General features: G+C 55.5%; 23 protein-coding genes and 1 tRNA gene. 13 read left to right on the top strand and 11 right to left on the bottom strand.

Features of this window, described 5'->3' with window-relative positions; genetic code table 11:
* The first annotated feature begins 3 nt into the window (after nucleotides 1–3).
* A complete protein-coding gene (hslO, locus tag IQ254_RS06310) occupies nucleotides 4–915 on the top strand; it encodes an Hsp33 family molecular chaperone HslO (RefSeq protein WP_193965326.1) in 912 nt (303 codons plus the stop codon).
* A 414-nt stretch (nucleotides 916–1,329) separates the two neighbouring features.
* Entirely contained in the window at nucleotides 1,330–1,575 is a 246-nt protein-coding gene (locus tag IQ254_RS06315) for a hypothetical protein (RefSeq protein ID WP_228040244.1), read from the top strand.
* A 42-nt stretch (nucleotides 1,576–1,617) separates the two neighbouring features.
* Here IQ254_RS06315 and IQ254_RS06320 read toward each other — a convergent pair whose 3' ends face one another.
* The 5 genes from IQ254_RS06320 to rsfS form a co-directional block, all read right to left on the bottom strand.
* Nucleotides 1,618–2,937, bottom strand: a complete 1,320-nt coding sequence (locus IQ254_RS06320) for a four-carbon acid sugar kinase family protein (RefSeq protein ID WP_193965327.1) — start codon at nucleotides 2,935–2,937, stop codon at nucleotides 1,618–1,620.
* Between the two features lie 129 nt (nucleotides 2,938–3,066).
* Nucleotides 3,067–3,143, bottom strand: a tRNA-Met gene (locus IQ254_RS06325).
* A 206-nt stretch (nucleotides 3,144–3,349) separates the two neighbouring features.
* Nucleotides 3,350–4,312 carry an asparaginase gene (locus tag IQ254_RS06330; RefSeq protein WP_193965328.1) on the bottom strand — a complete coding sequence of 321 codons (963 nt, stop codon included), beginning with the start codon at nucleotides 4,310–4,312 and terminating at the stop codon, nucleotides 3,350–3,352.
* A 49-nt stretch (nucleotides 4,313–4,361) separates the two neighbouring features.
* A complete protein-coding gene (locus tag IQ254_RS06335; RefSeq protein ID WP_193965329.1) occupies nucleotides 4,362–4,850 on the bottom strand; it encodes a CGLD27 family protein in 489 nt (162 codons plus the stop codon).
* Nucleotides 4,851–4,961: 111 nt separating this feature from the next.
* Nucleotides 4,962–5,405, bottom strand: a complete 444-nt coding sequence (gene rsfS, locus IQ254_RS06340) for a ribosome silencing factor (protein WP_193965330.1) — start codon at nucleotides 5,403–5,405, stop codon at nucleotides 4,962–4,964.
* A gap of 388 nt (nucleotides 5,406–5,793) precedes the next feature.
* Between rsfS and IQ254_RS06345 the strand changes: the two genes are divergently transcribed.
* Complete coding sequence (locus tag IQ254_RS06345) at nucleotides 5,794–7,380, top strand: hypothetical protein (RefSeq protein ID WP_193965331.1); 1,587 nt, start codon at nucleotides 5,794–5,796, stop codon at nucleotides 7,378–7,380.
* A gap of 110 nt (nucleotides 7,381–7,490) precedes the next feature.
* Here the strand turns inward: IQ254_RS06345 and nrdJ are convergent, their stop codons facing one another.
* Nucleotides 7,491–9,674 (bottom strand): ribonucleoside-triphosphate reductase, adenosylcobalamin-dependent, encoded by a 2,184-nt coding sequence (gene nrdJ / locus IQ254_RS06350; RefSeq protein ID WP_193965332.1) that lies wholly within the window; start codon nucleotides 9,672–9,674, stop codon nucleotides 7,491–7,493.
* A 410-nt stretch (nucleotides 9,675–10,084) separates the two neighbouring features.
* The gene (locus IQ254_RS06355; RefSeq protein WP_193965333.1) at nucleotides 10,085–11,698 is read right to left on the bottom strand and encodes a B12-binding domain-containing radical SAM protein; all 1,614 of its coding nucleotides are present in this window, start codon (nucleotides 11,696–11,698) and stop codon (nucleotides 10,085–10,087) included.
* A 9-nt stretch (nucleotides 11,699–11,707) separates the two neighbouring features.
* On the opposite strand from IQ254_RS06355, the gene IQ254_RS06360 reads away from it, so the two are divergent.
* Nucleotides 11,708–11,860, top strand: coding sequence for a hypothetical protein (locus tag IQ254_RS06360; protein ID WP_193965334.1), 153 nt, complete (start codon nucleotides 11,708–11,710; stop codon nucleotides 11,858–11,860).
* Nucleotides 11,861–12,073: 213 nt separating this feature from the next.
* Here IQ254_RS06360 and IQ254_RS06365 read toward each other — a convergent pair whose 3' ends face one another.
* The 3 genes from IQ254_RS06365 to IQ254_RS06375 all read right to left on the bottom strand — a co-directional run bounded on the left by IQ254_RS06365 (nucleotide 12,074) and on the right by IQ254_RS06375 (nucleotide 15,730).
* Nucleotides 12,074–13,558, bottom strand: a complete 1,485-nt coding sequence (locus IQ254_RS06365) for an ATP-dependent DNA helicase RecQ (protein ID WP_193965335.1) — start codon at nucleotides 13,556–13,558, stop codon at nucleotides 12,074–12,076.
* A 162-nt stretch (nucleotides 13,559–13,720) separates the two neighbouring features.
* Nucleotides 13,721–14,524, bottom strand: coding sequence for a hypothetical protein (locus IQ254_RS06370; RefSeq protein WP_193965336.1), 804 nt, complete (start codon nucleotides 14,522–14,524; stop codon nucleotides 13,721–13,723).
* 249 nt (nucleotides 14,525–14,773) lie between these two features.
* Nucleotides 14,774–15,730 carry a serine hydrolase gene (locus IQ254_RS06375; protein WP_193965337.1) on the bottom strand — a complete coding sequence of 319 codons (957 nt, stop codon included), beginning with the start codon at nucleotides 15,728–15,730 and terminating at the stop codon, nucleotides 14,774–14,776.
* A 191-nt stretch (nucleotides 15,731–15,921) separates the two neighbouring features.
* Between IQ254_RS06375 and IQ254_RS06380 the strand changes: the two genes are divergently transcribed.
* The 9 genes from IQ254_RS06380 to IQ254_RS06420 all read left to right on the top strand — a co-directional run bounded on the left by IQ254_RS06380 (nucleotide 15,922) and on the right by IQ254_RS06420 (nucleotide 24,088).
* The gene (locus IQ254_RS06380) at nucleotides 15,922–16,677 is read left to right on the top strand and encodes a dienelactone hydrolase family protein (protein ID WP_193965338.1); all 756 of its coding nucleotides are present in this window, start codon (nucleotides 15,922–15,924) and stop codon (nucleotides 16,675–16,677) included.
* Nucleotides 16,678–16,900: 223 nt separating this feature from the next.
* Nucleotides 16,901–19,468 (top strand): adenylate/guanylate cyclase domain-containing protein, encoded by a 2,568-nt coding sequence (locus IQ254_RS06385; RefSeq protein ID WP_193965339.1) that lies wholly within the window; start codon nucleotides 16,901–16,903, stop codon nucleotides 19,466–19,468.
* A gap of 88 nt (nucleotides 19,469–19,556) precedes the next feature.
* On the top strand, nucleotides 19,557–19,901 hold the full coding sequence (locus IQ254_RS06390; protein ID WP_193965340.1) for a pentapeptide repeat-containing protein: 345 nt from the start codon (nucleotides 19,557–19,559) through the stop codon (nucleotides 19,899–19,901).
* A 66-nt stretch (nucleotides 19,902–19,967) separates the two neighbouring features.
* The gene (gene accD / locus IQ254_RS06395; RefSeq protein ID WP_193965341.1) at nucleotides 19,968–20,912 is read left to right on the top strand and encodes an acetyl-CoA carboxylase, carboxyltransferase subunit beta; all 945 of its coding nucleotides are present in this window, start codon (nucleotides 19,968–19,970) and stop codon (nucleotides 20,910–20,912) included.
* A gap of 128 nt (nucleotides 20,913–21,040) precedes the next feature.
* Nucleotides 21,041–21,550 carry a photosystem II cytochrome c-550 gene (psbV, locus tag IQ254_RS06400; RefSeq protein ID WP_193965342.1) on the top strand — a complete coding sequence of 170 codons (510 nt, stop codon included), beginning with the start codon at nucleotides 21,041–21,043 and terminating at the stop codon, nucleotides 21,548–21,550.
* 202 nt (nucleotides 21,551–21,752) lie between these two features.
* A complete protein-coding gene (gene petE / locus IQ254_RS06405; RefSeq protein ID WP_193965343.1) occupies nucleotides 21,753–22,169 on the top strand; it encodes a plastocyanin in 417 nt (138 codons plus the stop codon).
* A 185-nt stretch (nucleotides 22,170–22,354) separates the two neighbouring features.
* Nucleotides 22,355–22,885, top strand: coding sequence for a GrpB family protein (locus IQ254_RS06410; RefSeq protein ID WP_193965344.1), 531 nt, complete (start codon nucleotides 22,355–22,357; stop codon nucleotides 22,883–22,885).
* Nucleotides 22,872–23,351, top strand: a complete 480-nt coding sequence (locus IQ254_RS06415; protein ID WP_193965345.1) for an OsmC family protein — start codon at nucleotides 22,872–22,874, stop codon at nucleotides 23,349–23,351. Before IQ254_RS06410 ends, IQ254_RS06415 begins: the two co-directional genes overlap by 14 nt.
* 11 nt (nucleotides 23,352–23,362) lie before the next feature.
* Nucleotides 23,363–24,088 carry a hypothetical protein gene (locus IQ254_RS06420; protein WP_193965346.1) on the top strand — a complete coding sequence of 242 codons (726 nt, stop codon included), beginning with the start codon at nucleotides 23,363–23,365 and terminating at the stop codon, nucleotides 24,086–24,088.
* A 66-nt stretch (nucleotides 24,089–24,154) separates the two neighbouring features.
* Here IQ254_RS06420 and IQ254_RS06425 read toward each other — a convergent pair whose 3' ends face one another.
* A complete protein-coding gene (locus IQ254_RS06425) occupies nucleotides 24,155–25,753 on the bottom strand; it encodes a photosystem II high light acclimation radical SAM protein (protein ID WP_193965347.1) in 1,599 nt (532 codons plus the stop codon).
* Nucleotides 25,754–26,294: the final 541 nt, after the last annotated feature.

Below are 26,294 nucleotides of genomic sequence, written 5' to 3' on the forward strand. Positions count from 1 at the left end.
CGCATGGCAGATCAACTCATTCGGGCTACTGCCGCCGATGGCGGTATACGGGTGGTGGGAGTCATTACCACCCGATTGACCGAGGTGGCCCGGCAGCGGCACAACTTATCCTACGTGGCTACGGCAGCCCTAGGGCGCACACTGTCCGCCGGCCTTTTACTGGCCTCCAGCATGAAGCAGCCCCAGGGGCGAGTCAATATTCGCGTGCGCGGTGATGGGCCGTTAGGTGGCATTTTAGTCGATGCTGGCATGGATGGTACGGCTCGAGGCTATGTCGATAATCCGGCCATTGAGCTGCCTCCCAACGCCCAGGGCAAGCTGGATGTTGGCGGTGCGGTAGGGCGCCACGGCTATGTCTACGTGGTACGTGATATGGGCTATGGTTATCCTTACTCCAGCACTGTAGAGCTAGTCTCTGGAGAAATTGGGGATGACTTGACCCACTACCTGGTGACTTCAGAGCAAACCCCCTCGGCTTTGGTATTAGGTGTCTTTGTGGGTGCTCACGGAGTGGAGGCTGCGGGCGGATTGCTGCTGCAAATTTTGCCCCGCGCGGCCGAAGACAGCGAAATGGTGGCCCTGATCGAAAGCCGCCTGGCTAACCTGACCGGGTTTACCCCCCTACTGCGCGCTAACAAGACGCTGCCCCAGATCTTTGCTGATTTAGTCGGCGACCTTGGCTTGGAAATTTTGCCCGAGACCCAGATGGTGCAGTTTGCTTGCCCCTGCTCGTTTGAACGCATGTTGGGGGCGCTGAAGATGCTGGGTGAAGATGAGCTGCAAGACATGATTGAAACAGACGATGGGGCCGAGGCTACCTGCCACTTCTGCAATCAGGTCTATCACACCAGTAGCGATCAGCTGGCGCAGCTGATCGAAGATCTGCGGGAAGATCGCCAGGCGGCAAGACGGTAGAGTGAGTCAGTGAGTGGAGAGCCTAGGGAATCCCTCGATAAACTCAGTCGATAGTCACAGTTCAGCACTCGACTGATGTAGCTGATCCCGTCATGGCCTAACTTCACGGCTTCGATGGCGGCATAGCGGCGTCGGTCTTTCTCCGACAACGAGATGTAGTACCGTTGCATTTGCTGTTCGATAGCCACAGGGTAGGGAGTCGGCACTGGTCTGTTAAGAGGAGATGCATCGAAACCCTCTCATGCAAAGGATTTCCTGAGTTGATACAGGTCTAGAGCAGAGCCCTATCGCCATGGCTGGGGGGGTGTTTCCTGAACGGGGAGAAGGTTCTCGCCGCCACGAGCGTACACTTCGTCACCTTCTAGAGTGACCTCACGGTCCTCAGGGGCAGGCGGTGACCAAGCGTTCACCTGATTGGCAAGACGTTGTTCCCAGCCCAGCAGCGTAGATATTCAGTTTGTAGTTTGCCGCAACAATGCCGACTATGAGGCATCTCTAGAAATCGGCAAAATCTATCGCTCTATTCGAGATGACGATGCCATGGCCAACGGGCTGATGCGAATTGTCGATGAAAGTGGTGACGACGATGCTTTTGCAGCCAGTCGTTTCTACCCGATCGATTTGCCCAAGCCCATTGAAGACGTCCTCTTGGCGGTTTAGAGCCGAGGGCTTTACCAGGCCTAGCTTGTGCTTAGTATCACCTTATATCCCCATCAACCGCCGATAGGCCAGCGCTAGGGCCCCCTCATCCCCCACATTGCCGGGAAAAAGCACCACCGGCAAGTCGGGAAATTGGGGGTGGTCGGCTGGGGTGCGCACGACCGATACCCCAGGCAAAATTTGCCCCAGCAGACGAGCCGTTTGCAAAGCGAGCCCGGTGCTGAGGGTATCGTTGGAGGTAATCCCACCCTTGCTGATCAAAAAGCCGATGTCGGTGGGTAGCCCTTTAACCACCTCCATCAACAGAGACGATACCTCAACGCCAAAGTCGAGACGGGCCTGCACGGTATCGAACCCCAGCTCTTGGCGGCTGGTGTAGACGACCGGGACTTGCCCGCTGCGGTGGGTAGCGGCTACCTGCCTCAGGATATCGTCAGGGATCTGGCTGGGGGCAGCGGGGCCACCATCGCGCAGCTCAGCTACGTTGACCTCAATGCCCCTGACCCCAGACTCTTCGAGTAGTTGCGCTAGCTGCTGGGTGGTCTTTTGAACGTGGGAACCCACAATGATGGCCCCGGGGACGCCACCGCGCACGTAGCGACTCATGTGGGTAGCGTCAATGGGCTGGGGAGGGAGGGCCGCCAGGGCGGTAAGAATGCTGGCGGCACTGCGAAACAAAAAGCGTTTCCCCTGGGCGGCGGCGGTGAGAATATCGCGGGCGAACTGATCGAGGTCGGCCTGGGTTTCGCCATCGACGGCGCAGCTAACGTTGTCCTCTAGGGTCAGTAAGCGATCGAGGGAGCCGCTGCGAATATCGGCCAGGGTAAAGCGCTCGACGGCCTGGGCCTGGATGCGGCCAGCCGTTTTTTCGGCCACGTAGTCGGGGAGGTAACTGGTGCTGTAGCCAAAGACCGAATCTTGAGCAAACTCAGTTTCGTGGACAGGGGTGGGAACGCCCTCGACCATCAGATAGTGGATGCTGTCGCGGGTGATGCGGCCCCCCTCAAAAAAGGCGGGGACTAAAAAGTGAGCGTCGAAGGGGCCGAGTTCTTGGGCGATCGCATCGGTCTCAACCGGGTAATGCCCTCGCAGGGTAGAGTCAGAGCGACTGACCACCAAAAAGTCAGCGATGGCTTCTAAGGCGATCGCCTGTTTCAGGTTTTGACACACTTGCCGAGTCACCGTTTCAGCCGCTGCCGGGGTCAGCGCTCGGGTGTTGGTCAACACAAACACAATCGGCGATGCATCGCGTAGGCCCTGGCGTAGAGTCTCCACATCCCACTGCAACAGCAACAGGCAGCTATGCACTGTCTGAGAACCAGTCGGGTCATCGTCTAAAACAATAATCTTGGGCTGAGCCATGACTGCTGGCCTCGACAGATTCAACAAAATTCACCGCTGTCTATGCACTATCGCCCATGGGGGGGACATTGGCCAAGATAGGCAAATAAAAAGGGTTTCTAGACCGGTCTAGAAACCCTTTTTATTCGATGGTGGCGGGGCATGGATTTGAACCATGGACCTTCGGGTTATGAGCCCGACGAGCTACCAGACTGCTCTACCCCGCGTCGGCTTATTTAGTATAGCGATAAATGTTCGCTATTAACAATCAATTTTCTCTAAGAGTATTCCACCTAAAAAACATTCCGATCAGGATCGCGAACTCGGCCCACTGGGCCGGTCGCGGAGAGACACCGGATAGGTATTTAGTTGGAACACTCTAAGCGAGAGTTTTGGAGTGATGTCAATTGCTCAAGCTCTTGGTATGAAGCGTTTAGTACATCATGGGTAGATCGCCAATGACGTCTAAACGCTTAAAATCACCAATTTTCATATAGGTCTCAGCCAGGGTGTCGGCGGCGGTGGGTGAAATCCAGCCGAGCTGTCGCAGTGCAAAGATGGCGGTGGCGTACTTGGCTCGCTTAGCCCCATCGATTACCTTAATGGCTAAGCCCAGGCCTTCCCCGACCCGACCAATGCACTGAATGCCTTCGGCCCCCGACTTGCTGACCAAAGCGCCATTGGTGATTTCCATTAGGCCGGTGTCGAAGGTATCGGGGCCACCGACCATGTCAGGATGGTGGGTCATCGCGCGCACGATGCGCTCCATCTCTAAGCTATTGCCCGAAGACAGCATGGCAAACAGGGTTGCCATTTGGCTGAGCTGCATAAAGTAAGTCGGTGCACCGCAGTCGTCGTGGGCACAGATAAACTCGTCGGCGGGCATGCCCAACAGTTCTGCAATCCGGGCAAGAATGAGTTTTTGTACCGGGTGGTTGCGGTCAAGATAACTCTCAAGGGGCCAGCTACGCTGCTGACAAACGGCTAGCATGCCAGCATGTTTGCCAGAGCAGTTGTGTTCTAAGGGGCTTTTTTTGCCGACGGGGGTGGGGCAGCGCAGGGCTGTTGGGTCGAGGTCGGCCTGCCACAAAATATGAAAGGCCTGACGGGCCTGCTCAATGTTGCCCTGGTGCGAACCGCACATGATTGCCAAATCGCGATCGTCGAGGGCGTAGCGCTCTAGGGCTCCCGATGCGGTTACAGCCAGCGCCTGAAAAGGCTTTAAAGCTGAGCGAATAAACGTGCCTAGCTCGCCGTTGCCCGCTATCGACAGGGTACGACCTCGGTTGTCGCACACCGCCACATGGGCAAGGTGATGAGATTCTGCGATGCCTTCCCGCAACAGCTGAATCTCTAGCGTTTTGGTGTGGTGCCGATTAACTCGACTGCTGGTCATAGTGGAGGCTCTGCGGTGGTGAATAATAAATCTATGGCGGCGGTAGTCGCTAGAGCAGCGGCCAAGTAATCAGCCCGAGGGCTAGCATTAAGGCGATAATCCCCAGCGTCCGGCGCACCCGCTGGAGCACAGGCCGTACCTGGTAGTCTACGATCAAGCGATCGCGGTTTGACACATCTTCGGGCTTGACCCATAGCTGGCCGTCGTACCAGCCCGATTCTTCGTAGGGCACGGTGGTTTGCCGCAAACGCCCCCCCACGTGGGCCCAGCCGACATAGAGCTGTAGCAGGGCCAGCAGCGGTAGCACCAACGCGCCCATAGCAGCGCTCAGCCCAAAGGGCAAGGGATGCTTAGCCGGTGCGAAGCTGGCGGCAGCCATCGGCCCAGCCACTAACCAGCCCGATACCCAGAGCCAAACGAGCGGCTTAATATAGCCGCTCCAACTACGACTACCCCAGCCGTAAAACCACGACCCTTGCACATCTTGATATTCGTTAAGAGGCTGCTGCTCAGCCGGTACTGGGCATCGTTGGGGCATGGTCACTGACACTGCAAAATATAGCTCTAGCCTAAACGAATTGCCCGTCAATAGGAATTGTTTCCTGAGAATTTAGGCACTCTACTGGCTGAACACGGGGGCGATCGCAGGCTAAACCTGAGCCGAACCAACCTGGTGGCTAGCGGGTTGATAGAGAATCTGATTGGCGTGGCCCCAAAAAGCCTCCAAGTCATAGAAATCTCTCGCTTCGGGCATAAAAATGTGGGCGATCACTTCCCCATAGTCCATCACGATCCAGCTGCCCTCGCCCTGCCCTTCAACCCGCAGTGGTCGACGGTTGTGGTCAGTTTCGAGGGCTGCTTCAATGGAGCGAGTGATGGCCCGTACCTGCACCGCCGAAAAGCCCGTAGCGATGACAAAATAGTCGGCTAAATATGACACATCTCCTACCTGCAAAATGGTGATGTTCCCCGCCTTGCGCTCATCGGCAGCCGCCGCAACGGCATAGGCTAACCGAAGCGCGTCATCGTCCATCGGGGCGGCCTGAGAAACATCGCCATTGATCGCAGACTCAGGGTAGGGAGAATAGGGCATACGCAAAAAGATAGTGGGTCAAACCGACGACAGCAACGACGCTAAACCGGCTCGATTCAGCGCCTTGGCTCTAGGTCTATTGTAGAGGATGACTCCTAGGTACTGCCCTGCACCACGACCCTTGGTCATAAACTGTCACGGCGGTGCGATCGCCCCTGGAAGGCTCAATCAGCTGACTAATTTGGGCAGCTGTGCGCGCTCAAATGTCGTGCTTACAGCCGCTAGTAACATAAAGATTGAGATCCCAAATCTGGCGCAGCGTATATCATTGGGTGTCAATATTTGGCGGCTCAAAAGCTGCCATTAAAGCGGGTTAGGTGGTGGTTTTCGCCCCTCAGGCGTGGATGCTCTACGGCTCGTCGTTTAGTCTTACAGGGGAAGATACACCATGCCTCAACTTACGCAGGGTCTGATTGTTGCCGGGTTAATTGGTCTATTACTGGCCGTCATTGTGGGCTATTACCTGCGTCAGGGTCAGATCAATGAGTTGACCGAGACCTTGCAGCGCAGCCAAAAACGTCAAGAAGACCTAGCGGTTGAACATGAGCAACGGTTGCGGGATGCGACTCAGCAGCTACAAAAAGACTACGAGGCTCAGCTGTCTGAGAAAATGGAGCAGTACCAGATCCAGCTAGAAGAGCAGCGCAGTCGACTAGAGTCTGAGTACCGCGCTCGCCAGGGTATGGAGGGCGTTGCCCTGGCTGAAGTCGATAGCCTGACCGAACAGCGCATTCGCAAACAGTACGAAACTCGTCTAAAAGAAGCGGCCGCCAAAATTCAGCAGGCCTACGAGCAACATTTGCAAGCAAAGCTCGCCGCAGCGCGATCGCACCCCCAACCTGAGGACAACCCGCAGCGCATCAATTCACCGGCCAGCGTTGGCCTAGAGGCAACGAACCTGGCCGCGTTAGAGGAACGACTTCAGGCCGACTATGATCGGCGATTGGCGGAGCGGATTGCTGAATACCAAGACGACATGACCCAGCGGATGGCCCAACTTGAGCAGGAGTACGAGGCCCGCTTACAAATGGCCCAGCCTACGGCTTCACCAGAGCTTGCCCCTACTCCCAGCGAGTTAGAGCTAAACCTGCGCCGTGAGCTAGAAGCCAGTTTACGAGAAGAGTATGACCAAAGACTAGCGGCTGAAATCGAGCATTATCAAAATCAGCTTGCCCAGCGCACCCAGGAGCTCGATCAAAGCTATGAGGCATTGCAGACCTCACCCGTGACTAGCTCATCCCCAATCGCCGAAGAATTAATCACTGAGGGGCTAATTGCCGAAGCCCTCATCACGGCAGAAAGTGAATTAGATCTCGGTATCAATGCAGAGCTAAACACCGCCGAGATGACGGACCCAGCTGCTAGCCGCGATAGTCTAGGCTTTGACGAGCTAGAAGATGATGTCTCCTCCGACCTCTCCCTCGACCTCTCCCCTGAGGCAGATTCCATGGATTCAGCTGCCGATGGTGACCTGAATGAGTGGGACAGTGAATTGCAGCAGCAGGCTTCAGCAGAAAACCAAGCAGAAGACACGCAAACTAGTAGCCTCGATGTATCTGAGGTCGAAGCTAATGATGCCGGGCTAGCCGATCTATCGGCGCTGTTGAATGATCAAGGTGAAAATACGGCAGCCGATGATATATTCGGTTCCGCTGACGACGCTCTAGGTGATTTAGGCAATGAAACCGTCGAAAGTTTTGACTTAGAGACCCTATCAGACAATCAGGACACGCAGGATGATGATATTTTCGGTCTGTCTGGAGGGACTTCTGGCAGCTCTGATGAGCTGAATTTCGACGCCCTATTAGACGATAATCCACCAGCTGGTGATATTCAGGACGATATGCAGGCTTTCGACACTGACTTTGGTGCCGAGGCGGAGCTTGACCTCGAAGCTCTACTCAACGCTCCCGACACCGATAATGTCTCCGATGAGCAGCTCGAAGGGCTAGACGACATTAGCGATCTCAGCTGATTGTCGGTTGATTCCCCATCATTATTTAGCGTCATCCAGCGTTGAGCCATGGCACGAAAAAGCGACCTCAACTGAATCAAGGTCGCTTTTTTGTACTTTTATTGCTCTAGCTAACTAGGCTTCTTCTCTGGCAGCATGCACTTGTCAGAGTCGCAGCCGGCCGGCCCCGCCTCGATAACTTCGCCTGCATCATAGCGAGACAGGGCCGCATGAAAATTATCCGTGCCGCGCCGGGCCTCAACTTGCTGCCGCAAAGCTTCATAGTCAGCCTTGTTGATCGGCTCAAAAGGTAGCCGTGGGAAGGTTTGCAGGTCGTCAAACCGAGCCAGCAAAGCGGCAGAAATATAGCCCTCATCGGTCTGTATCGCCTGGTAAATGCGTTCGGCCAGTGACTCCAACTCGGGCTCACGAAACTCGATCGTCGCAGAGGTGTTGTGGGTGGTGTAATGCTTTTGTACCTGCATATAGAAGTCAAACTGGGCTGCGGCCGAAAATTTCTCGATCGCAATCTCATCGGCACCGGGCAGATTGGCCCAGGGCACCTCGACCGGAATTTCCACTAGCCATTCGGTACAGCGGGGATCGAAGGGATCGCTGAGCAAGTTGCCGTTGTCGTCTTTGTCAGACTGAGAGGGCACCACCGAGTAACCATAGTCAATACAGGCCATAGCCACCGGGTCATTTTTGCGGAAGGTGATGCGGCGAATAAAGCGCTGGGCCTTGGGCGGGTGCCAGCCCGGGCTAGCGCCCGTCAGCAGTGATTTGGTACCTGCCGGTTGGACGGTGGTGCAGCGGTTGGGGCGCTTGAGCCCGTGGGCATCGCAGTACTCGCCCACGACTCGGTGTACGATGCCGTTCCAGCGGCTGAGGTAGGCTTGCTCCTTAGCTTTGAAGTCCAGTCCCTGCATAGTGTCAGGGCGACCTGTCTCCCACCAGTGCAACCACTCGACCCCAAAGGCATTGACAAAGAAGTCAAACAACCCGGTGAAGGAAACCCCGACAATGGGGTCTTCTAGACGAGACTTTTGGTAGCGAGGCTCGGCAAATTGGTGGTTGAGCAATACCGCGACAGAGAGCGCCGCCGCCGTAAAGGCATCTTCTTGGTCTTGTAGATTTTGTGGATCCAGCTGGTTGAGGTGAACCTCCGCTAGGTTGCAGTGGAAATTGGCCCCCAAAATTTCACCACAGGGGTTGAGGCCGTAACGGTCATCCGCGCCAGCCCGCTGCTTGGCTTCTCCAGCCCATTGAATGGCCCCTTCACCGGAGTAAAACTGCTTGCGCACCGAGTCGATGCAGTCTTGCAGGCTAGGCTTGGTGTGAAAGACGCGGGTATGGTTGGCCATGCGCAGCACGTCGCGCTCGGGGTCAATGCGCCAGTTACCTTCGGCATCCTGCTGCCAGAGGTTATCTTTAGCGCTGGCGGCCAGGGTATCTTGGCTATCAAACTGGCGCATACCGGCGCTGCGGCGAATGTTGCCCGCGACAACGCAGGCGGCGGCTTCGTCGATCAGCAGACAGCACTCGACAGAATTGAGCTGGCGGCCCACAGCTTTGTTGAGAATCGTCGCGCAGCGATCGTAGAGCAGCGACAGGCGCACGGGGTTAGCCACCCCGCCAAAGCCCTTGAGTTTTTCTCCGGCAGGCCGCACGTCTCGCAGGTCAATAACGACGCTAACCTCGCCGTTGAAGCGGTCGTCGGTCGATAGCTCTAGCAGCGTTTGGTACGACTTGACCCAGCCCTGACGGCTATCACCAACGCAAATTGTGGCCTGGTTGCCTTCTATAGTGACGTCGGTTTGTTCGCGGCGATCGCCCGCCGGAGTCTCCCCAATGCCGCCCGCCATGGTTACCGTTAGATGGTTGCGAATGGCAGGAATCTGGTTGATGTATTTGGGTTCTAGAATGGCCCCGGTACCGCAGCCCATCATGGCTAGATCCATCATTAGACCAAAGGCACGCCAATCGACAACGTCGGTGCTGGTGCAGTTGTAGGCACCCGAGAAGTTTTCGGGCTGCTTGCTCCAGGCCGTACCGCCTACCCACAACCAGCGCCCCGAGGGGAGCGCCTTCACCTGGCGCTGCATGCGTTTGAGCAACGCCGTTTCGTCGGGCGTGAGGTGACCCAATTCCACTAGCCCAGCTAGGGTGCGATCGCACACTTGATCCCAGGTTTCGCGCTCCCCTTCTACCACCTCGCCCCGGCGGCTGTAGGTGCGATAAAACACGGGAAACGCCGCTGGAGCCGCCTCAGGGAAAGGCCCCTGCTGCCGGGTACGAGGAAGTTCTTGAACCATGGAATCAGCCTTTTGCTAGCAAGAGAGGACGTAGACCAGCACCTTTGCCCCAACCCAGAGATTGAACCCAGCACGCATCGGCAGATTCTCACCTGAGCCCGGCAAGGTGCCCCAATGGTGACCCATAATAGCGGATCATTCTTTAGCTGTAGCGTCTTGAAATTGAATTTTTCCCAGATATAGCGCTATATCTGGGAAAACCCCATGGGTTAGTAGGCGAGCTTCCGGTGCTGCTCAGATTTCTCAGTGAGCTTTTGGCAGTGAACTTTTGGTCTGCCCTGAGGAACGCTACAGAAAATATCCTCAGCACACATGGGTCAACGCCTTTGGTCACCATGCCTGTTGGTACAGAGACAAAGCCCACAGGAGAACCAGCGGGCCTGAAACTTAGAGCTCAGCGACTAAAGGGGTTAGCTCACCGGTAGTGCAACTGACACTGGAGTGGACGCCGCCGCCTCAGTTTGCTGCTTGGCTTCAATATAGGCGGCCAGTTGCTCTTCAATGTTTTGCCGCACAATCTGGCGGAAATCCAAAAAGTGCTCGGCTTGGGCACACACCGATACATAGTTAGCGGCCACGCCTGGGTAGCGCCATAGAATAATGGCCAGGTTGATCCAAAAACGCAGGCGAGTCTTGCGCAGCACCCCCTGACGCCATACCACAATCAAAAAGGCGCGCATGGTAGCCCAGTTGATATCGGGAGCCCCAGCTGAGATGGTGCGGTTTTTGTAGTTTTTCTTCTGGGCTTCGCCCAGCATCAAGAAGTGGCGAAACGTACGGTTGAGCACGACCAAGGGGTCATAGAGGCTCCAAAACGCCTGAATAAACTCTTCGGTGATGTCTTCAATAGGCCGGGTGGGCACAAAGTTCATCAGCGTGGTTTGGTTGATGTCGGCACTCTTGCCCAGCAGTCGGCCCTCCTTTTCGAGTCGGTGCCATAGAGCTGTATCGGGCAGGGCTTGCAGCATACTGACCAATGCCGTAGGAATCGCCGTCTGCTCGACAAACTGGTAAATGCGTTCCCCCGCCCCAGATTTTTCGCCGTCAAACCCGACGATAAACCCGGCCATAACCCGCAGTCCGGCGCGAGCGATAGACATGACCGATTCAGACAGCGGATCCCGCATATTCTGAAATTTTTTGGTCATGTTGAGGCTGTCATCATCGGGAGTTTCAATCCCTAAAAATACGGTGCCGAAGTTGCAGTCGACCATCATCTGCATCAGCTCAGGATCTTGAGCCAGATCTACCGAGGCCTCAGTCGCAAAGGAGAAGGGATAGCTGTGCTCTTCCATCCAGGGCTTCATCGCCTTGAGTAATAGCTTAACGTTGCGCTTGTTGCCGATGAAGTTGTCATCCACCATAAAGATGCTGCGTCGCCAGCCCAGATCGTAGAGGTACTGGAGCTCGGCCAGCAGTTGCTCGGGCGCTTTAGTTCGAGGCTTGCGCCCGTAAAGCACAATAATGTCGCAAAACTCACACTGGAAGGGGCAGCCTCGCGAAAACTGTACCGACATTTCGGCGTAGGCATCCATCTCCAGCAGGTCGTAGCGCGGGATCGGGGTGATCGTGACATCGGGCTTCTCACCGCCAGAGCGGAAGGTGCCGCTGCGATCGCCCCGCTCGACGGCCTCGACAAACATGGGTAACGTGATTTCCCCTTCGTCCAGCACTAGAAAATCGGCTCCGGCAGCCTCAGATTCATGGGGCATGGATGTCGGATAGGGGCCACCCACCGCTACCAGCTTGCCGTAGCGCTTGGCAGTTTGTACCGCATCTAAAAAATCGGCCCGATGAACGATCATGGCCGAAATAATCACGATATCGGCCCAGCGCCATTCATCGTCACGCACCTCGCGCACGTTCCGGTCTACCAGCTTGTACTCCCAGGTCTGGGGCAAAATGGCCGCAACGGTCACCAATCCCAGGGGCGGGAGCTGAGCCTTGAGACCAACCAACTCCAGGGTTTTATCAAAAGACCAAAAGCTCTTAGGAAATAGCGGATAGACCAGAAGAATTTTCATAGAGACCGTATGGGTATCCCCGTCATGCTACGGGAGTTACATGAAATAATCAAACGCAAAACTTTAAAATCAGCAACCTTCGGCGGCAAGACCCGTAGCAAAGATTGGGTTGGTGCAACAGCATCTATGCTGCTGATCGCGATCGTTAGCGTGAGTCTGTAGCGGCCAAAGGTGATCAGGCTTTCCCATCCTAGAGCTATTCCTCCCCCTCTGTAGAGTACACAAATGGTTATGGGCCGGTTTGTAATACGAAATCCGATTTGGGGAACCCTGATTCACCATCAGGAACCCCGTCGGGACATAGCATGCTATGCCCCGACAAACCGGGGGGATTCAGGCAGGATTTGGTATAAGACGTGCTGGGAAGGCTTTAGTTCATCGACTGGCAACGCGATCGCTCGGGGCAGTAGATGGGCGACGCCTCTGGCAATTATCACAATGCCCACAAGTGCCCAGACGCTGGGCTTCGGTGCGAAAGCCAAAGGCCGTTAACAACCCCTGCCAGCGACACTGACGACTGTGCAGATACCGATGCATCTGCTGGCTGGCCGACGCCTGTAATGTTGAAACCCCTGAGGTATTAGCTGTCAGCCGATAATGAAAAGGACTCACCCACTCTAGCTGCCCAACACTGTGTAGCCATGACAGAGAAATAGCGCCGTGGTCAAATCGCTGGCTGATATCGCGAACATCGCCCTCAGGCGGAATATGGCGAACCAGCCCCTGGGCTTTTTGCCTCAGCGTTTGGGTTTGAGCATCAAAGAATTTAGCCCGCTGGCGATCGCCTGGATCCAGCCAGCCAGTCGGCTCACTGACCAGGGTGAGGGCCTCAGCTGCGTTACCGTCGCGACCAGCTCGCCCGACCTCCTGCACATACTCGGTAATCGTGCAGGGGGCCTGATAGTGCACGACCCAGCGCGTGTTTGATTTACTGATCCCCATGCCAAAGGCCGAGGTGCAGACCACAAACTGAAGCCGATCGTCCATCCAATCGGCTTCTATGCGGCGGCGATCGCGGCTACTCAAGCCAGCGTGGTAGGGCGCCACTCGATACTGACTGGCCAACTGTTCAGCCAGCGCTTCGCTGTCTTTGCGAGTGCGCACGTAAACCAGCCCAGCCTGGTAAGGGTGGTTTTGTAAATAGCGCTGGAGTGCCCCTTTCCGTTGGCCAACGCTCACCACAGATTTAACGCTGAGATCGAGGTTGGGGCGATGGGGGGTAAGGCGCACGACTTGGGGCGACTGGAGTTGCAGCACCTCCTTTAAAACCCGCTGAGCCTCGGGATCAGCGGTGGCGGTAAAGGCGGCAATGGGGAGCGTGTCGCCTGGGGAACGACAGGCCAACAGCGCTGAACGTACCGCCCCTAACCGCCGATAGGCCGGGCGAAAGGTTTCTCCCCACTGCACCAGGCAGTGGGCTTCATCCAAAATCAGTCCGTTGAGTTTGAGCTCAGGCTGGCAGAGGCGTTCCCATACGGGTGGACTGAGTAAGGTCTCAGGGGAGACGTAGAGTAGACGCAGTTGCTGTTGTTCCAGATCCCGCAGGGTTTGGTGGCGCTGGGGGGGTGGTAGCTGGCTGTGGAGGGTAGCCGCAGGCAGAGCTTTGGCCCGCAACTCTTGTACCTGATTTTCCATCAGTGCCACCAGGGGAGACACCACCAGGGTCAACCCAGTTTGCAGCAGGGCAGGTAGCTGAAAACAAATCGACTTGCCGCCTCCGGTGGGCAGCACGACCAGCACATCGCGGTGCTCTAGCAAAGCCTTGACAATGGCATCCTGGGGCGGGCGAAAGCCTGAATATCCCCAAATATCTTGAAACGCTTGACGTACATCGCCCCAGACTACAGGCGGCTGAGCCATGGCAGATTCCCCGCATCTTTGCCTCAGCATGCCCAGGCAACCCAGCAGGATCGATTGAGATCATCGACTGAACCAAAACGAAAGGGGAACATGGCTACCATGCTCCCCTTCAAGGTTAATGCTGCCCCCGGAATGCCTCAGCAGGCTTGTCCCAATTCAGGTTTATTCAAAAATGAAAGGAAAGTTGTAGCCCACACCCAGGGAGATGCCCATGGCAAAACCACTGGTAACGCGAACGTTAGCGACACCGTTGAGGGTGAAGTCGCGGGAAATAGGAACATCAGCTCCAGCATTGAGCATTAGCCCCACATCGCCGCTAGTCGGAACGTCAACCCCGGCCCCTACATAGGGCTGGGCACGAAAGCCCTTAACACTAAGGGTATTGAAGTTATAGGTGAGTGGAATGGTGAAGCTAGAGCGATCGTTGGTAATGGTAACACCAGGACGTAGGGAGAAGCGGGGACCCAAGGAAATTTTGCTAATGACGTTGAATCCAAAGCTCGATATACCGCTTTGGCCACGGTTACCAATACCAATATTGCCACCGATACCCAGGTACGCAGGGGTGATTTGATAGGCCGAGCGAGTAGTCTGGGCTAGATCGATCGCATCGTTAGCCTCCGGGGCAGCCTCCACGGTAGCTGCGAGTAGCACTGATTCAATATCTGTCGAGTAAAATACGTCATTGGATACATTGTCAGCGTTTGCAGGGGTGGCCTCAGGCAGCCCCAGCAGCCCTGCTTCAGTGGCAGTCGCCTGGTCAATTGGGGCGGCTTCGAGAGTGGCAGACTCAACACCAACAGCCTCAGCCGGTTCAACCACAGCCGCTGGAGTGCTCTCTGCTATGGTGAGGTCACTGGGGGCGAGGTCTAGCCCGCTTAGCTGATCATTAGCCAATGCAGGGGTGGCCATGCCCGCCGCTGCTACTAAGCTTAAGGCTAGGGAAAATTGCTTAGAGTACGTCATGTTTTCGTTCACTCCTCAGGGTTTATACAGTTGGGCTTTATCAGCTTCGCAGCCAAGGTAAACCTGCCTTACAGCTGAAGCTCGACGGTTGAATAAAAATACTATTCAAAGATCAAATCCAACCTCTGTCCGAGCGCAGACTCACACACCACAGTCATACTGTGAAAGTTTGCAAGATTGTACCACCTCTACCCTTTAGGGCGAGGCTGTATTGGCAACATTCTCCTATGCTGGAGGAAACGACTGCCCTCAGTGCAACCCTGTCGAGGGAGAGAGATTCTCCATGGATGAGCTGATTAGCTCTGCACAGCGCGGCAATATGAGCGGCTTAGTGGCACGCTGACTGCCTTCCGTAAATATTACGAGTATCCCCGGTGGGCCATCGACCAGCTCAAAATAAGCGGCATCGTGGCGTACTTTGCTGGTGTAGCCTGCTTTTGAATAGAGTCGAGTGCCCATGGGCAACCCTGCGCCTAAGCAGCCAGCGACTTGATTTTCTGCGCCAGGCTCTGGGGGAGCAGCGGCTAGATCACGCTGCATAACGGAGAGCATGGTCTGCGATCGCGCTGCCGATACCGCCACTCCCCCGGCAATACTGTGGACTAGCCGGGCTACCGCGTTAGTGGTGAGGTAGTTGCGGTTTTCGTAGTGCTCACCCACAAAGGCTCGCTCGCGGCCATAGGGGCCATCACCCCAGGGCTTTTGGTTCATATTGGTGCCCACCAGTTCTGGCCACTGCAATGACTGAAAGAAGCGATTGATAATGTTGCGCTGGTAGCACCAGGTGGCATAGGGGCCAGCCGGTAGATCCGGGCCACTGGTGGTGCCGCTGAGGATATCTATCACCAGGGAGGTGGCATCGTTACTAGAGTCCACAATCATGTCCATCAAGGCTCGGTCTAGCTCGACTGCAGGCGCTACCATGCCTTGCTCTAACCACTCGTGGGCAGCCACTAAATAAAACAACTTCACCACGCTGGCTGGATAGATCAGCTCTACTCCTCGATAACTAGCCCCCCGTGGACGCTGCTGCCAGAAAGCGTCTGCGCTCAAGGCTCCGCCAGTATTGGTGATGTAGGGTGGGTCGTAGACAACCCAGGTAATGGCCATCTGGGTCGGGGTGAGGGAAAACTCGGCCCGTACTTGCTCAACGATGTGATCTAGCGTTGCTTGCAGGGTAGAGTCGGGGGCAAAAAATGTTGTCATAGCCAGTGCTGGTATTCTGAATCACCGTTTGTTTATCAGACTATCCTTCACCATAGAAAAAGATGCTTCATAATCAATGGGATTTAGGGGCAACGGGTTTTAGGGGCCAAGTTAAATCATGATCTCGGCTGGCCCGGTTCACTCGATAAATTCTGTCTATGCCTGGTTGAGCAATCTTCTAGAGGTGCCCCGTGCAAATTCAACGCCGAGAAGTGGGCCTCACCGTTGACGACAGCCTGATGCGGCTTTATGTGGCCGAGCCAGTGGCTCCCGGCCAGTACCCCGGCATTTTGTTTTATTCAGATATTTATCAGCTGGGTGGCCCAATTTTGCGCCTGGCCGATCGCCTAGCCAGCTATGGCTATGTGGTCGCAGCCCCCGAAATCTTCCACCGCCTAGAGCCAATTGGCACCGTTATTGAGCCCAACGATCTGGGGCGGTTACGGGGTAATGATGCCGCTCTCCGTACCGCCATTACCCACTATGATGCCGATATCCAGGCCGCGTTGGCCTGGCTGCAAGCGTCTGCAACCATAGCCGATGGCCAACTGGGTAGCCTGGGCTTTTGTATTGGCGGCCATTTGGCCTGTCGGGCAGCCCTGAATCCTATCATTCGGGCAGCCGTGTGCTGTTATCCCACGGGTATCCACAGCGGCAAGCTGGGGCGAGACCGAGCCGATACCCTAGAGCGCCTCGGCGAAATCACCGCTCGCTTGCTCCTGATCTTTGGCGATCAAGATCCCCACGTACCCCCGGAGGGGCGAGAGACCATTGTGGCCGCTTTGACGGCCGCCGGCGTAGACTACAAAACTCTGATGTATGCGGCCAATCATACGTTTATGCGCGACGATGGCTATCGCTACGATGCTGCGGCCACCGATGCCGCCTGGGCTGAGGTGATGACCTTCTTGGCCGACTCCTTGGGCGCGATCGCATCTCTACCATAGACAACTGGGTATGCTATGTCATGGCTGGGAGCGGGCATTTTGTGCAAATCGCAACGTTATGTCCTAGGCGCTGAGATATACGATTAAAGTAGAGAAAAGCTGGGCTCGGCAACACTGGGTGGGGTGTTGGCCCAGAGAGGTTTTTTCTCTCCCACACTGAATCTAGGCAGCTGACTGTGCCCACTGCTTTTGTTATCATCTGCCACGCTTGAGTAGGGTTTCTATGACAACTCAGATCGATGGCCCCGCCGGACCGGTCTTAGACCATCGCAGCATGATTACAGCGCTGTCTTTGACCACCCAAAATAGTTCACTCACTCGCCGAGTGCGCGATCTGCCTACCCCGCAGTTCATCAGTCTGCTGGATCAGATCACGGCAGAGTTTGAGCATTTTTTGCGCGCCATCGACATGATCAACAACGAATCGTTGGAGATCATGCTAGAGCAAATTTTAGAGGCTTTTACCCTTAAAATCGGTCAAATTCTTCAGGCTGAGCGCACCACCATCTTCATGGTGGATCCAGAAAAGCAGGAGCTATGGTCGAAAATTGCCCAGGGTGATGGAGAGCGCCCCCTGGAGATTCGCGTTCCCATGGGCAAAGGTATCTCTGGGTACGTCGCCACCCACGTGCTGCCGCTGAATATTCCCGACGCCTACGCCGACGATCGCTTTGATTCCACCTACGATCAGAAAACGGGCTATCGTACCCGCAGCATTCTCTGCATGCCGGTACTGAGCAAAAAAACCAACAATATTGTGGCTGTGGTGCAGCTGCTCAATAAGCTCAACCACAGTACCTTTGATGCCGACGACGAGCAGCACTTTAAAGAATTCGCTGAATCCCTAGGCGTCATTCTCGAAAGCTGTAACTCGTTTTATGTCGCCGCCCGCAACCAGAAGGGCGTCGCGGCCCTACTGAAGGCGATTTCTTCCCTGGAGCAGAGTTTAGATCTGGAGAAAACGCTGCAATCGGTGATGGAAGAGGCCCGTCAGCTGATGCAAGCCGATCGCAGTACCCTCTGGCTGATTGACGAAGAGAGCGGCGACCTCTGGTCGAAGGTGAAATCTGGCGATGGCAAATCGATGCTGGAGTTGCGCAATCCAATTAACAGCGGCATTGTGGGCCACGTCGCCACCACGGGTGAGCTACTGAATATTCCCGATGCCTACCAGGATGTACGCTTCAACCCCGATGCCGATAAGCGCACGGGCTACCTCACCCGCACCATCCTCTGTATGCCCGTGTTCGATTCGGGCGGCAGACTGATTGCCGTCACCCAGCTGATCAATAAGGCCCAGGGTACCTTCACGACCTCTGACGAAGCCTTTATGCGGGCCTTCAACATTCAGGCCGGGGTAGCCCTAGAAAATGCCAAGCTGTTTGAGAGCGTGCTGGTCGAAAAGCAGTATCAAAAGGATATTCTCCAGAGCCTTTCGGATGCCGTGATCTCCACCGATATGGAAGGCCGCATTGTCACCATTAACGATGCGGCCTTAGAGCTGATCGGTTGCCCCGAAGATGCCGATCACAGCCGCACTATCCGCGATCGCTGGCAGACGACCCTGCTGCACCGCTTGGTGTCTGGGGTGATCCCCATTGACAACTTACAATCGCGCCTCGAAGACAGCCTCAGCAACGGGGCCCGTCACTACGTACCCGAACAAAGCTTGCGAGTGGCCATTGCCCCCGGCCCCGGCACTAACCTAGACCCCATCGCGGAGTTGGCCCTACCGGATCCCGATAACCCCGATGTCTACTATCCTTGGGGTGACCTGACCGTACCCCCGGTTCCCGCAGCTGTAGTGCAGCGCATCGAGCGCAGCATTAACCTCACCGTCAACCCGTTGACTAACCCCGAAGGCAGGGTGCGCGGCGGCCTCATCGTCCTCGAAGACATCAGTCAAGAGAAGCGCATGAAGAGTACTCTCTATCGCTACATGACCCCCGGAGTGGCCGAGCAGGTGATGGCCAGCGGCGACGATCTGCTGATGAAAGGTGAACGGAAAGATGTCACCGTGCTGTTTTCAGACATTCGCGGCTACACGACCCTAACCGAAGGGTTAGAAGCTGACAAAGTGGTTGAAATGCTCAACGCCTACTTTGAAACCATGGTGGAGGCGGTATTTAACTTTGAGGGCACCCTCGACAAGTTTATTGGCGATGCATTGATGGCGGTGTTTGGTGCCCCTCTACCGCTCAGTAATCACGCCTGGGTAGCGGTTCAGAGTGCCCTTGATATGCGCCGACGGCTAGCCCAGTTCAACCTGGAACGTCTCGATCTGGGCCAACCCGAGATTCGCATTGGTATTGGCATTAGCTCTGGCGATGTGGTCTCCGGCAACATTGGATCCCAGCGCAAGATGGAGTACACCGCCATTGGGGACGGGGTCAACCTGAGTTCGCGCCTAGAGGGGGTCACCAAAGAGTATGGCTGCGACATCATTATTAGCGAGTATACCTACGCCCTCTGCTCAGACAAGATTTGGGTGCGCGAGCTCGATCGCACCCAGGTAAAAGGCAAGCAGCAAGCTGTCAATATCTACGAACTGATCGACAAGCGCGAGACCCCTTTGCCTGCTGATACCGAAGCCTTTCTCGAACTCTACGCCAAGGCCCGTGGTGCCTACACCGCGATGCAATTTGAGCAGGCTTTGGGGCTGTTTGAGCAGGCCCAGCAAATGCGCCCCAACGATAAAGCCGTGGCCGTGCATTTGAGCCGTGCCCGACAATACCTGATACAGCCTCCCCCAGAAGACTGGGATGGTGTCCATATCATGACCACCAAGTAACCCTGCCCCCCACCCATGACAGCTCAATACCAGCTAACCGAATAGATTTTGGTGCCCCACTATGCTCAAACTGCTGAGGCTGCTAATTATGACTGCGATGGTTTGGGGTGCTCTCCACGCCGATACTGTCTGGCGAGTATGGCAACTGCAGCTGACCCGCCGCTGCCCCAACTGCGACCTCACAGGCGTTGACCTCGCAGGGCTCGATTTGCGCCAGACCAACCTGCAAAATGCAGACCTCCGCTGGGCCACGCTCAAGGCGGTCAAACTAGACGGCGCCGATCTGAGGGGCGCTAACCTGCGGTATGCCCGCCTTGAGGGAGTAACCACCAAAGACACTGATTTTTGTGGCGCCACCATGATGAACGCCGTCAAGGGATATTGCCTTACCCCCGACTCCGCCGATCTATCGCAGACGGAGCAAACCCGCTAGGATGAATGTTGTGTTCAAAGCGAACACTTTTGGTTGTTCCCCCGCCGTTGAGCCCACGCACTAAGCATGTCTCTGTTTGACTGGTTTGCCAATCGTCGAAAGTCTGGCCCCATTAGTGAAGACCGCCAGGAGCGGGAAATCGCTGATGGTCTGTGGACTAAATGTGAGCACTGTGATGTACTCACGTACACCAAAGACTTGCGTATCAATCAGTGGGTCTGTGGCGACTGCGGTCACCACCATCGCATTTTTAGCGATGAGCGCATCCGCCAACTCATCGATGCCAACACTTGGCAGCCCCTCGATACCAATGTTCAACCCCAAGACCCGCTACAGTTTAAAGATCGTAAGGCCTACGGCGATCGCCTACGCGAAACCCAGGCCAAGACCAGTCTGACCGATGCAGTCCAAACGGGCCTCGGCAACCTCGATGGTCTGCCCATTGCCCTCGGCGTGATGGACTTTCGCTTCATGGGGGGCAGCATGGGGTCGGTAGTCGGCGAAAAGCTGACCCGCCTGATCGAGCAAGGCACTGCCACAGGGCGACCGGTGATTATTGTCTGTGCCTCCGGTGGGGCCCGGATGCAGGAAGGCATGCTCAGCCTGATGCAGATGGCCAAGATTTCTGGCGCCCTGCAGCAGCATCAGACCGCTAAATTACTTTACATGCCTGTGCTCACCCATCCCACCACCGGTGGCGTTACCGCTAGCTTTGCGATGCTAGGCGATATCATTTTGGCCGAACCTAAGGCCACGATAGGATTTGCCGGTCGCCGCGTTGTCGAGCAGACCCTGCGAGAAAAACTGCCCGACGACTTTCAAACCGCTGAGTACCTGCGTGCCCATGGTTTTGTCGACATTATTGTGCCCCGTACCCAACTCAAGCAGACCCTGGCGCAACTCATTCGTCTGCATCAGCCCGTCGCATCACTGGTTCATTTAGATGGCCACACCAACTGGTCAAATGGCCTGAATACCGTAGGAGCAGCTCACATCGTGGCTGATTTATAACGGCAAAACCTTGGGAATGGCCCCCTTCGGTGGCATGATAGACATTACGAGAACGATTCGACGGGGTTCGCTCCGTTGAGTTAGCTGTGTTGATTTCATACCCAAGCCCTATACATTCGAGGAGAACCATGTTGAAGAGATGCATTTGGCTAGTTGCGGTCGCACTCTTCTTTGTCGGCCACCTGGTAATGGGAGACGCTGTCGCGGCTGAGCTAGATGAGGCCACCCGTACGGTGCAGCTCAATCCTGAAGGGGATACCGTTGTGCTTTCCCTGGAGCAGGTTACCCGAGGTCGTCGTCAGTTTAACTACGCCTGTGGCACCTGCCACGTTGGAGGCATTACCAAGACCAACCCCACCGTCGGTCTTGACCCAGACTCTTTGCAGGGTGCTTTGCCCCCCCGGGATAACATTGAATCCCTGGTGGCATACCTGAAAGAGCCCATGACCTATGATGGCCTGACTGATATTTCCCAGGTGCATCCCGCCAAGAAGAGTGCCGATCTTTTCCCCAAAATGCGTAGTCTGACTGAAGAAGACCTGGTGGCAATTTCTGGCCACATTTTGCTTCAGCCGAAGGTGATTGGTGATATGTGGGGTGCGGGTAAGACACGCTTCTCAGCCCCGTCGGTGAGCTAGGCTGAAGTTTGCTTCCCAGCGAGGAAAGGATAGCGCTTGCGACGGCTGATCGCCGGAAAAATGCTGCGAGCGCTGAATAAAGCGGCAATTACTCTGAGGTTTTAGCCTCAAGATGCTTCACAAAGCAGGTAATATGCCATAGGGGGGTTGTTTAATCGCAGCCCATTTGATTGAACTGGAGATACGAGCTTTAGAGGTAGATATGCAACGTGTAATTCGCGCCGCCCAGCGTTTGGGTCTTGTTTTATTGTCGGCTCTGCTGGTTGTGGGTACGCTGACCCTGGCCGCTACCCCCGCTGCCGCCACCAACTATGATGTCAAAATGGGGTCTGATGCAGGTTTGCTGGTATTTGAACCCAGCACCGTCACCGTTAAGCCTGGTGACACTGTAACCTGGGTCAACAATAAGATGGCTCCCCACAATGTCATCTTTGATGCGGCTAACGTGCCCGGTGACAAAGCGCTGGCTGACAGCATTTCCCATAGCCAACTGACCTTTGCCCCCGGCGAGAACTATGCCACCACCTTTACCAGCGATATGCCTGCTGGTACCTACACCTATTACTGCGCTCCCCACCGTGGCGCTGGCATGGTAGCTAAGGTCATCCTAGAGAACTAAGTCTCAGGCTTTATCCTAGGTCTATCTCATGGACCTAGTTAGCAGAAAGAGTTTCCTCCGGGGAGCTCTTTTTTGCTAGAGCCGTAAATTTGCCGGGTAATGCACGACAATAGCTATCGTCCCTTGCTCTCAGGGTGAAAAACTTGAGTAATCTCGGCAGCGTCTAGAGCCACGCCATAGCGACCATGAGAAACGTTCGGGTTTGCCCCCCCGACCTCCAGTGGGCTCAAGAATTTAAAGCTGAAGCAGCCCGAGTCGCCATCGTCCTGGGGAATAACGTGCTCAACATTCACCACATCGGTAGCACCGCTATTCCCAATATTTACGCTAAGCCCGTCATTGATATCCTGGTAGAGGGCGACGATATTGTCCGGATTGGCGACTGTAATGCCGCTATGGAAACCCTCGGCTATGAGGTGATGGGTGAATATGGCCTCCCCGAGCGGCGCTACTTTCGCAAAGACAACGCCCAGGGGGATAGAACTCACCACGTACATATCTATCAGACGGGTTCACTAGAAATAGAGCGACATCTGGCCTTTCGCGATTTTATGATGGCCCACCCCGACTGTGCCCAGCAGTACAGCGACCTAAAGCGAACCCTAGCCGTTCGATATCCCCATGACATCGACAGCTATATGGACGGCAAAGACGAATTCGTGAAGACCATGGAGCAACGGGCGCTGTACTGGCGAGGTTTATATGAAGAAAGCTAAAAACCACCTTTATCGGGTAGAGGTGCACTGGACTGGCAACACAGGCCAGGGAACCAAGAGCTATAGCGCCTACGATCGCACCCACACCATTATCGGTGCCAATAAGCCCCCGATCGCAGCCTCTGCCGATCCGGCTTTTCGCGGCGACACCACCCAGTACAATCCCGAAGAGCTGTTGGTTGCCTCCCTGGCGAGTTGCCACATGCTGTGGTACCTACACCTGTGTGCCGACGCTGGGGTAATCGTTGCGGGTTATGTAGATTATCCCCTGGGCACTATGGTCGAAATGGGCGATGGCAGCGGGCAGTTTTCTAAAGTCTTACTGCGCCCGGTGGTTACCATTACTTCTCAGAGCGACGCCACCCTGGCCACTCAGCTGCACAGTCAGGCCCACCAAAACTGCTTTATCGCCAAGTCGATGAATTTTCCAGTACTGTGTGAGCCCACTATTCAGATTGAGTCCTGAGGCCAGGTTCGATGCGGTTAACCTATGTACCCCTGCTAAACCTCCAGCGCGATCTGTATCGTCTGCCCCCGGGCCCCGATCGCTTTCAGACGTATCTGCGTACGCTAGTTGATGCTTCCCGGGGCGATATTACCCTGCCGTTGATGGCAATGAACCCGATGGCAAAGGCGCATGTGCCAGCATTTTTGGACGAGCTGATTGAGATGGATGGGGATGCGATCGCCGCTACAGCCACCGCCGCTGCTGCCGCCCAGCTCACCGATGACCCTGGCGACTACCAGGTTACTCTGGTGGTCTGTGACGATCTCCAAGGCGGCTGGACAAACCGCTACACGACCGACTTTGACTACCGCTTTCGCCAACGACCCTACTACCAGCGGGGCTGGCTAGCGACTATTCTCTGGGTCAGCGAAATGTATGATCCAGACCAAATTCAGGCTGAGGTATTGTGCTGTATTTACCGAGCTATCTATATTCAGCGGCACGGCTATGCTCAAACCCTGAGGGACTGCATTGCCCAGGAAACCTATGCTATGGGCCAGGCGATGACAACTACGACAACCCTGGCGGTAGATGATCTACACTACACACGCCAGGTGTTGGCAGATCTGTGGGATCGCACCGATACGGCAACCCTCCTAGCCGCCCTCTATGGGGATGAAGCGGCCCATGAACTCGGACATCCGCCGTTGGGATTGTCGGCTCATGCAGGATTGGCGTTAGCTCAAGCCCGTTAGGGGGATGCTGAGTTAGACAGACCAGGTCTATGGCATGGGCTGGACTTGAACAGCTAGCTATACCAGTTATGATCCCACGGCGGCTGCCAGAGGGCGACGCTCAGCCTCGATAGGCGCACTCAGGGCCTCTTCCAGGGGCGCACGGCCCAGGCGCTCTTCAAGAATATCCATCACCTCGCGGCCAAAGTCGTCGGGGTTGCGCTGCCAGGCCTCCAGACACACCTCGCCCAAAAAGGCTCCTAATGGCCCTGGGTTCCAGAGCAGCTTCTTCGAGACCCAGGGCAGATGGATATCGAGGGGGTTGTAGTCGCGCTTGAGAATGTTTTTGTCGAAGGCGTACTCTTCCAGATGAGTATGGGGTTGCAGACCGATAAAGAAAATGGCGGGTTCGACCTTGTCGCGGCCAAACACCTCTTCTAGAGCGCGGTGGTAGGCAATCGTTTGTCGAATGGTTTCGGGCCGCTCGTCGATTACATTAAACGAGTAGTTGACTGACACTAGGTCGTTAAACCCGGCGGCCTTGAGATCTTTACAGTTTTGCAGCACCGTGCGCAGGTTGTAGCCCATGCGCATTTTCCGTACCAGCTCCTGGGAGCCGCTGGTAATGCCAATCTCAAAGTAGTTCATGCCGGTGTCGGCCATCAGCTGACACAGCCTGGGCGTGAGGTTGTCGGCGCGAATGTAGGCGGCCCAGTGAATATCGGTCATGCCCGCATCGAGAATCTTTTGCAGCAGCTCCTCCGCGTCCTGCATAAAGCGTCGGGCGGGGATGAACTGGGCATCGGTAAACCAAAAGTTGCGCACGCCCCGTTTGTAGAGCTGCTGCATCTCGGCTACTACCTCAGCGGCAGGGTTAATGCGCACCTGTTTGCCCTCTACGACGGTGTAGATACAGTAGCAGCAGTTGTGCGGGCAGCCGCGCTTGGTCTGTACCCCAACATAGAAGTCTTGATCTTGGAGGTAATAGCCAAACTCCGGCCAGATGTTCTCGATGTAATCGTAGTCACAGGCGGTTTTTTCGATCGGGGCAGGCTCTTCGTGAATCAGGCGATCGCGCGGGGTGGTCTCTCCCGCGATGTAGCAGCGCTGGTCAGAGAAATCCTCTCCCCGCAGCAGTCGCTCTAGCAGCATTTCTCCCTCGCCTACAGAAATAATCGTGCCTTTGGGCAGACGATTGTGGAGCTGCTCATAGAACACACTGACGGCACCGCCCCCTACTACGGTGGTGACGTTTTGGCAGTAGCGCTGGGCCCGCTTGAACCCGCGCTTAATCAACCCTTGGTTACGCCACAGCTCGGCCAGATAGGTCGTAGCCATACGTAAACCGCCCAGGGCACCCCGGGCTTTGAGCAATAGATTGCGGGCGTAGAAAAATTCAAAGGCATTTTGCAGGGGGTTACCGCCGCGACCACCTACCGGCGCAAAAATCTGAATATCGCGCCAGGAGAACACCAGCAGCGTGGGCTTAAATGCGTCAATACAGCGATCTAGGGCCGCCCCATAGTCGAGGGGAGGAACGGCTCCTAAATCAAAAATACGCTGTTCTAATGCTGGAAACAGCTTATGAACATGGTCGGCTAAGTAGACTACTCCGATGGGGAAGATAGGGTTACAGGGTAGTCGCACGTAGAGCACGCGGGCCTGGCTGGCGGTAGGAGGAGACATACTTCTCAGGCTTGATATATATCTTTACGATAGCACCGTCCCTTGGCTTGGGCCGGGAAAGTCGGTAAATCTGTTTCTACTCCGAGGTCTGACCACATAATTTTTCCTATTCCATGGATCCAGCTCCTAGTACTCTGAGGCGGAAATAACTCAGCTGTTTACTCACGCGGAAACCCTTATGAGACCTGGGTTCTCGTTCTGCCTTCTGCCTTCTGCCTTTCGGTACTAGCCGAGTCAGCCTCATAGTCACATCCTGGTGGCCCCATCATCGCCAACAAAAATCCCGTCTGCCATGGTATAAAAAAGTAGTTCAGGCTCTCGGTTTGCATAGACAACTCTATAGCAAGTTTCTACCTGCGCTCTGGCTGAGGTCGAGAAGGGCACCACCTAAAGCGATATCTAGGCAGAGGCTATTGCGAATCGTAACGTTCCATGGCTAAATGTACTGAATAATTAAGCCGTTGTAGGGGTTGGTAGTCGCCTTTACAACAGCTGGGGATCGCAAGGTGTTACGCTTTGCTAGTGATTCTTGCAGTACTGC

It is taken from the genome of Nodosilinea sp. LEGE 07088 (genome assembly GCF_015207395.1).
Classification (GTDB): domain Bacteria; phylum Cyanobacteriota; class Cyanobacteriia; order Phormidesmidales; family Phormidesmidaceae; genus Nodosilinea.

Excerpts from the sequence above, each read along its gene's own strand:
- IQ254_RS06370 (WP_193965336.1), bottom strand. The coding sequence starts at position 14,524 with ATGACGTACTCTAAGCAATTTTCCCTAGCCTTAAGCTTAGTAGCAGCG.
- petE (WP_193965343.1), top strand. The coding sequence starts at position 21,753 with ATGCAACGTGTAATTCGCGCCGCCCAGCGTTTGGGTCTTGTTTTATTG.
- IQ254_RS06365 (WP_193965335.1), bottom strand. The coding sequence starts at position 13,558 with ATGGCTCAGCCGCCTGTAGTCTGGGGCGATGTACGTCAAGCGTTTCAA.
- IQ254_RS06360 (WP_193965334.1), top strand. The coding sequence starts at position 11,708 with ATGGGTATCCCCGTCATGCTACGGGAGTTACATGAAATAATCAAACGC.
- IQ254_RS06415 (WP_193965345.1), top strand. The coding sequence starts at position 22,872 with ATGAAGAAAGCTAAAAACCACCTTTATCGGGTAGAGGTGCACTGGACT.
- IQ254_RS06390 (WP_193965340.1), top strand. The coding sequence starts at position 19,557 with ATGACTGCGATGGTTTGGGGTGCTCTCCACGCCGATACTGTCTGGCGA.
- IQ254_RS06355 (WP_193965333.1), bottom strand. The coding sequence starts at position 11,698 with ATGAAAATTCTTCTGGTCTATCCGCTATTTCCTAAGAGCTTTTGGTCT.
- IQ254_RS06335 (WP_193965329.1), bottom strand. The coding sequence starts at position 4,850 with ATGCCCCAACGATGCCCAGTACCGGCTGAGCAGCAGCCTCTTAACGAA.
- IQ254_RS06330 (WP_193965328.1), bottom strand. The coding sequence starts at position 4,312 with ATGACCAGCAGTCGAGTTAATCGGCACCACACCAAAACGCTAGAGATT.
- IQ254_RS06420 (WP_193965346.1), top strand. The coding sequence starts at position 23,363 with ATGCGGTTAACCTATGTACCCCTGCTAAACCTCCAGCGCGATCTGTAT.
- IQ254_RS06375 (WP_193965337.1), bottom strand. The coding sequence starts at position 15,730 with ATGACAACATTTTTTGCCCCCGACTCTACCCTGCAAGCAACGCTAGAT.
- accD (WP_193965341.1), top strand. The coding sequence starts at position 19,968 with ATGTCTCTGTTTGACTGGTTTGCCAATCGTCGAAAGTCTGGCCCCATT.
- rsfS (WP_193965330.1), bottom strand. The coding sequence starts at position 5,405 with ATGCCCTATTCTCCCTACCCTGAGTCTGCGATCAATGGCGATGTTTCT.
- nrdJ (WP_193965332.1), bottom strand. The coding sequence starts at position 9,674 with ATGGTTCAAGAACTTCCTCGTACCCGGCAGCAGGGGCCTTTCCCTGAG.
- IQ254_RS06425 (WP_193965347.1), bottom strand. The coding sequence starts at position 25,753 with ATGTCTCCTCCTACCGCCAGCCAGGCCCGCGTGCTCTACGTGCGACTA.
- hslO (WP_193965326.1), top strand. The coding sequence starts at position 4 with ATGGCAGATCAACTCATTCGGGCTACTGCCGCCGATGGCGGTATACGG.
- psbV (WP_193965342.1), top strand. The coding sequence starts at position 21,041 with ATGTTGAAGAGATGCATTTGGCTAGTTGCGGTCGCACTCTTCTTTGTC.
- IQ254_RS06345 (WP_193965331.1), top strand. The coding sequence starts at position 5,794 with ATGCCTCAACTTACGCAGGGTCTGATTGTTGCCGGGTTAATTGGTCTA.
- IQ254_RS06385 (WP_193965339.1), top strand. The coding sequence starts at position 16,901 with ATGACAACTCAGATCGATGGCCCCGCCGGACCGGTCTTAGACCATCGC.
- IQ254_RS06410 (WP_193965344.1), top strand. The coding sequence starts at position 22,355 with ATGAGAAACGTTCGGGTTTGCCCCCCCGACCTCCAGTGGGCTCAAGAA.
- IQ254_RS06320 (WP_193965327.1), bottom strand. The coding sequence starts at position 2,937 with ATGGCTCAGCCCAAGATTATTGTTTTAGACGATGACCCGACTGGTTCT.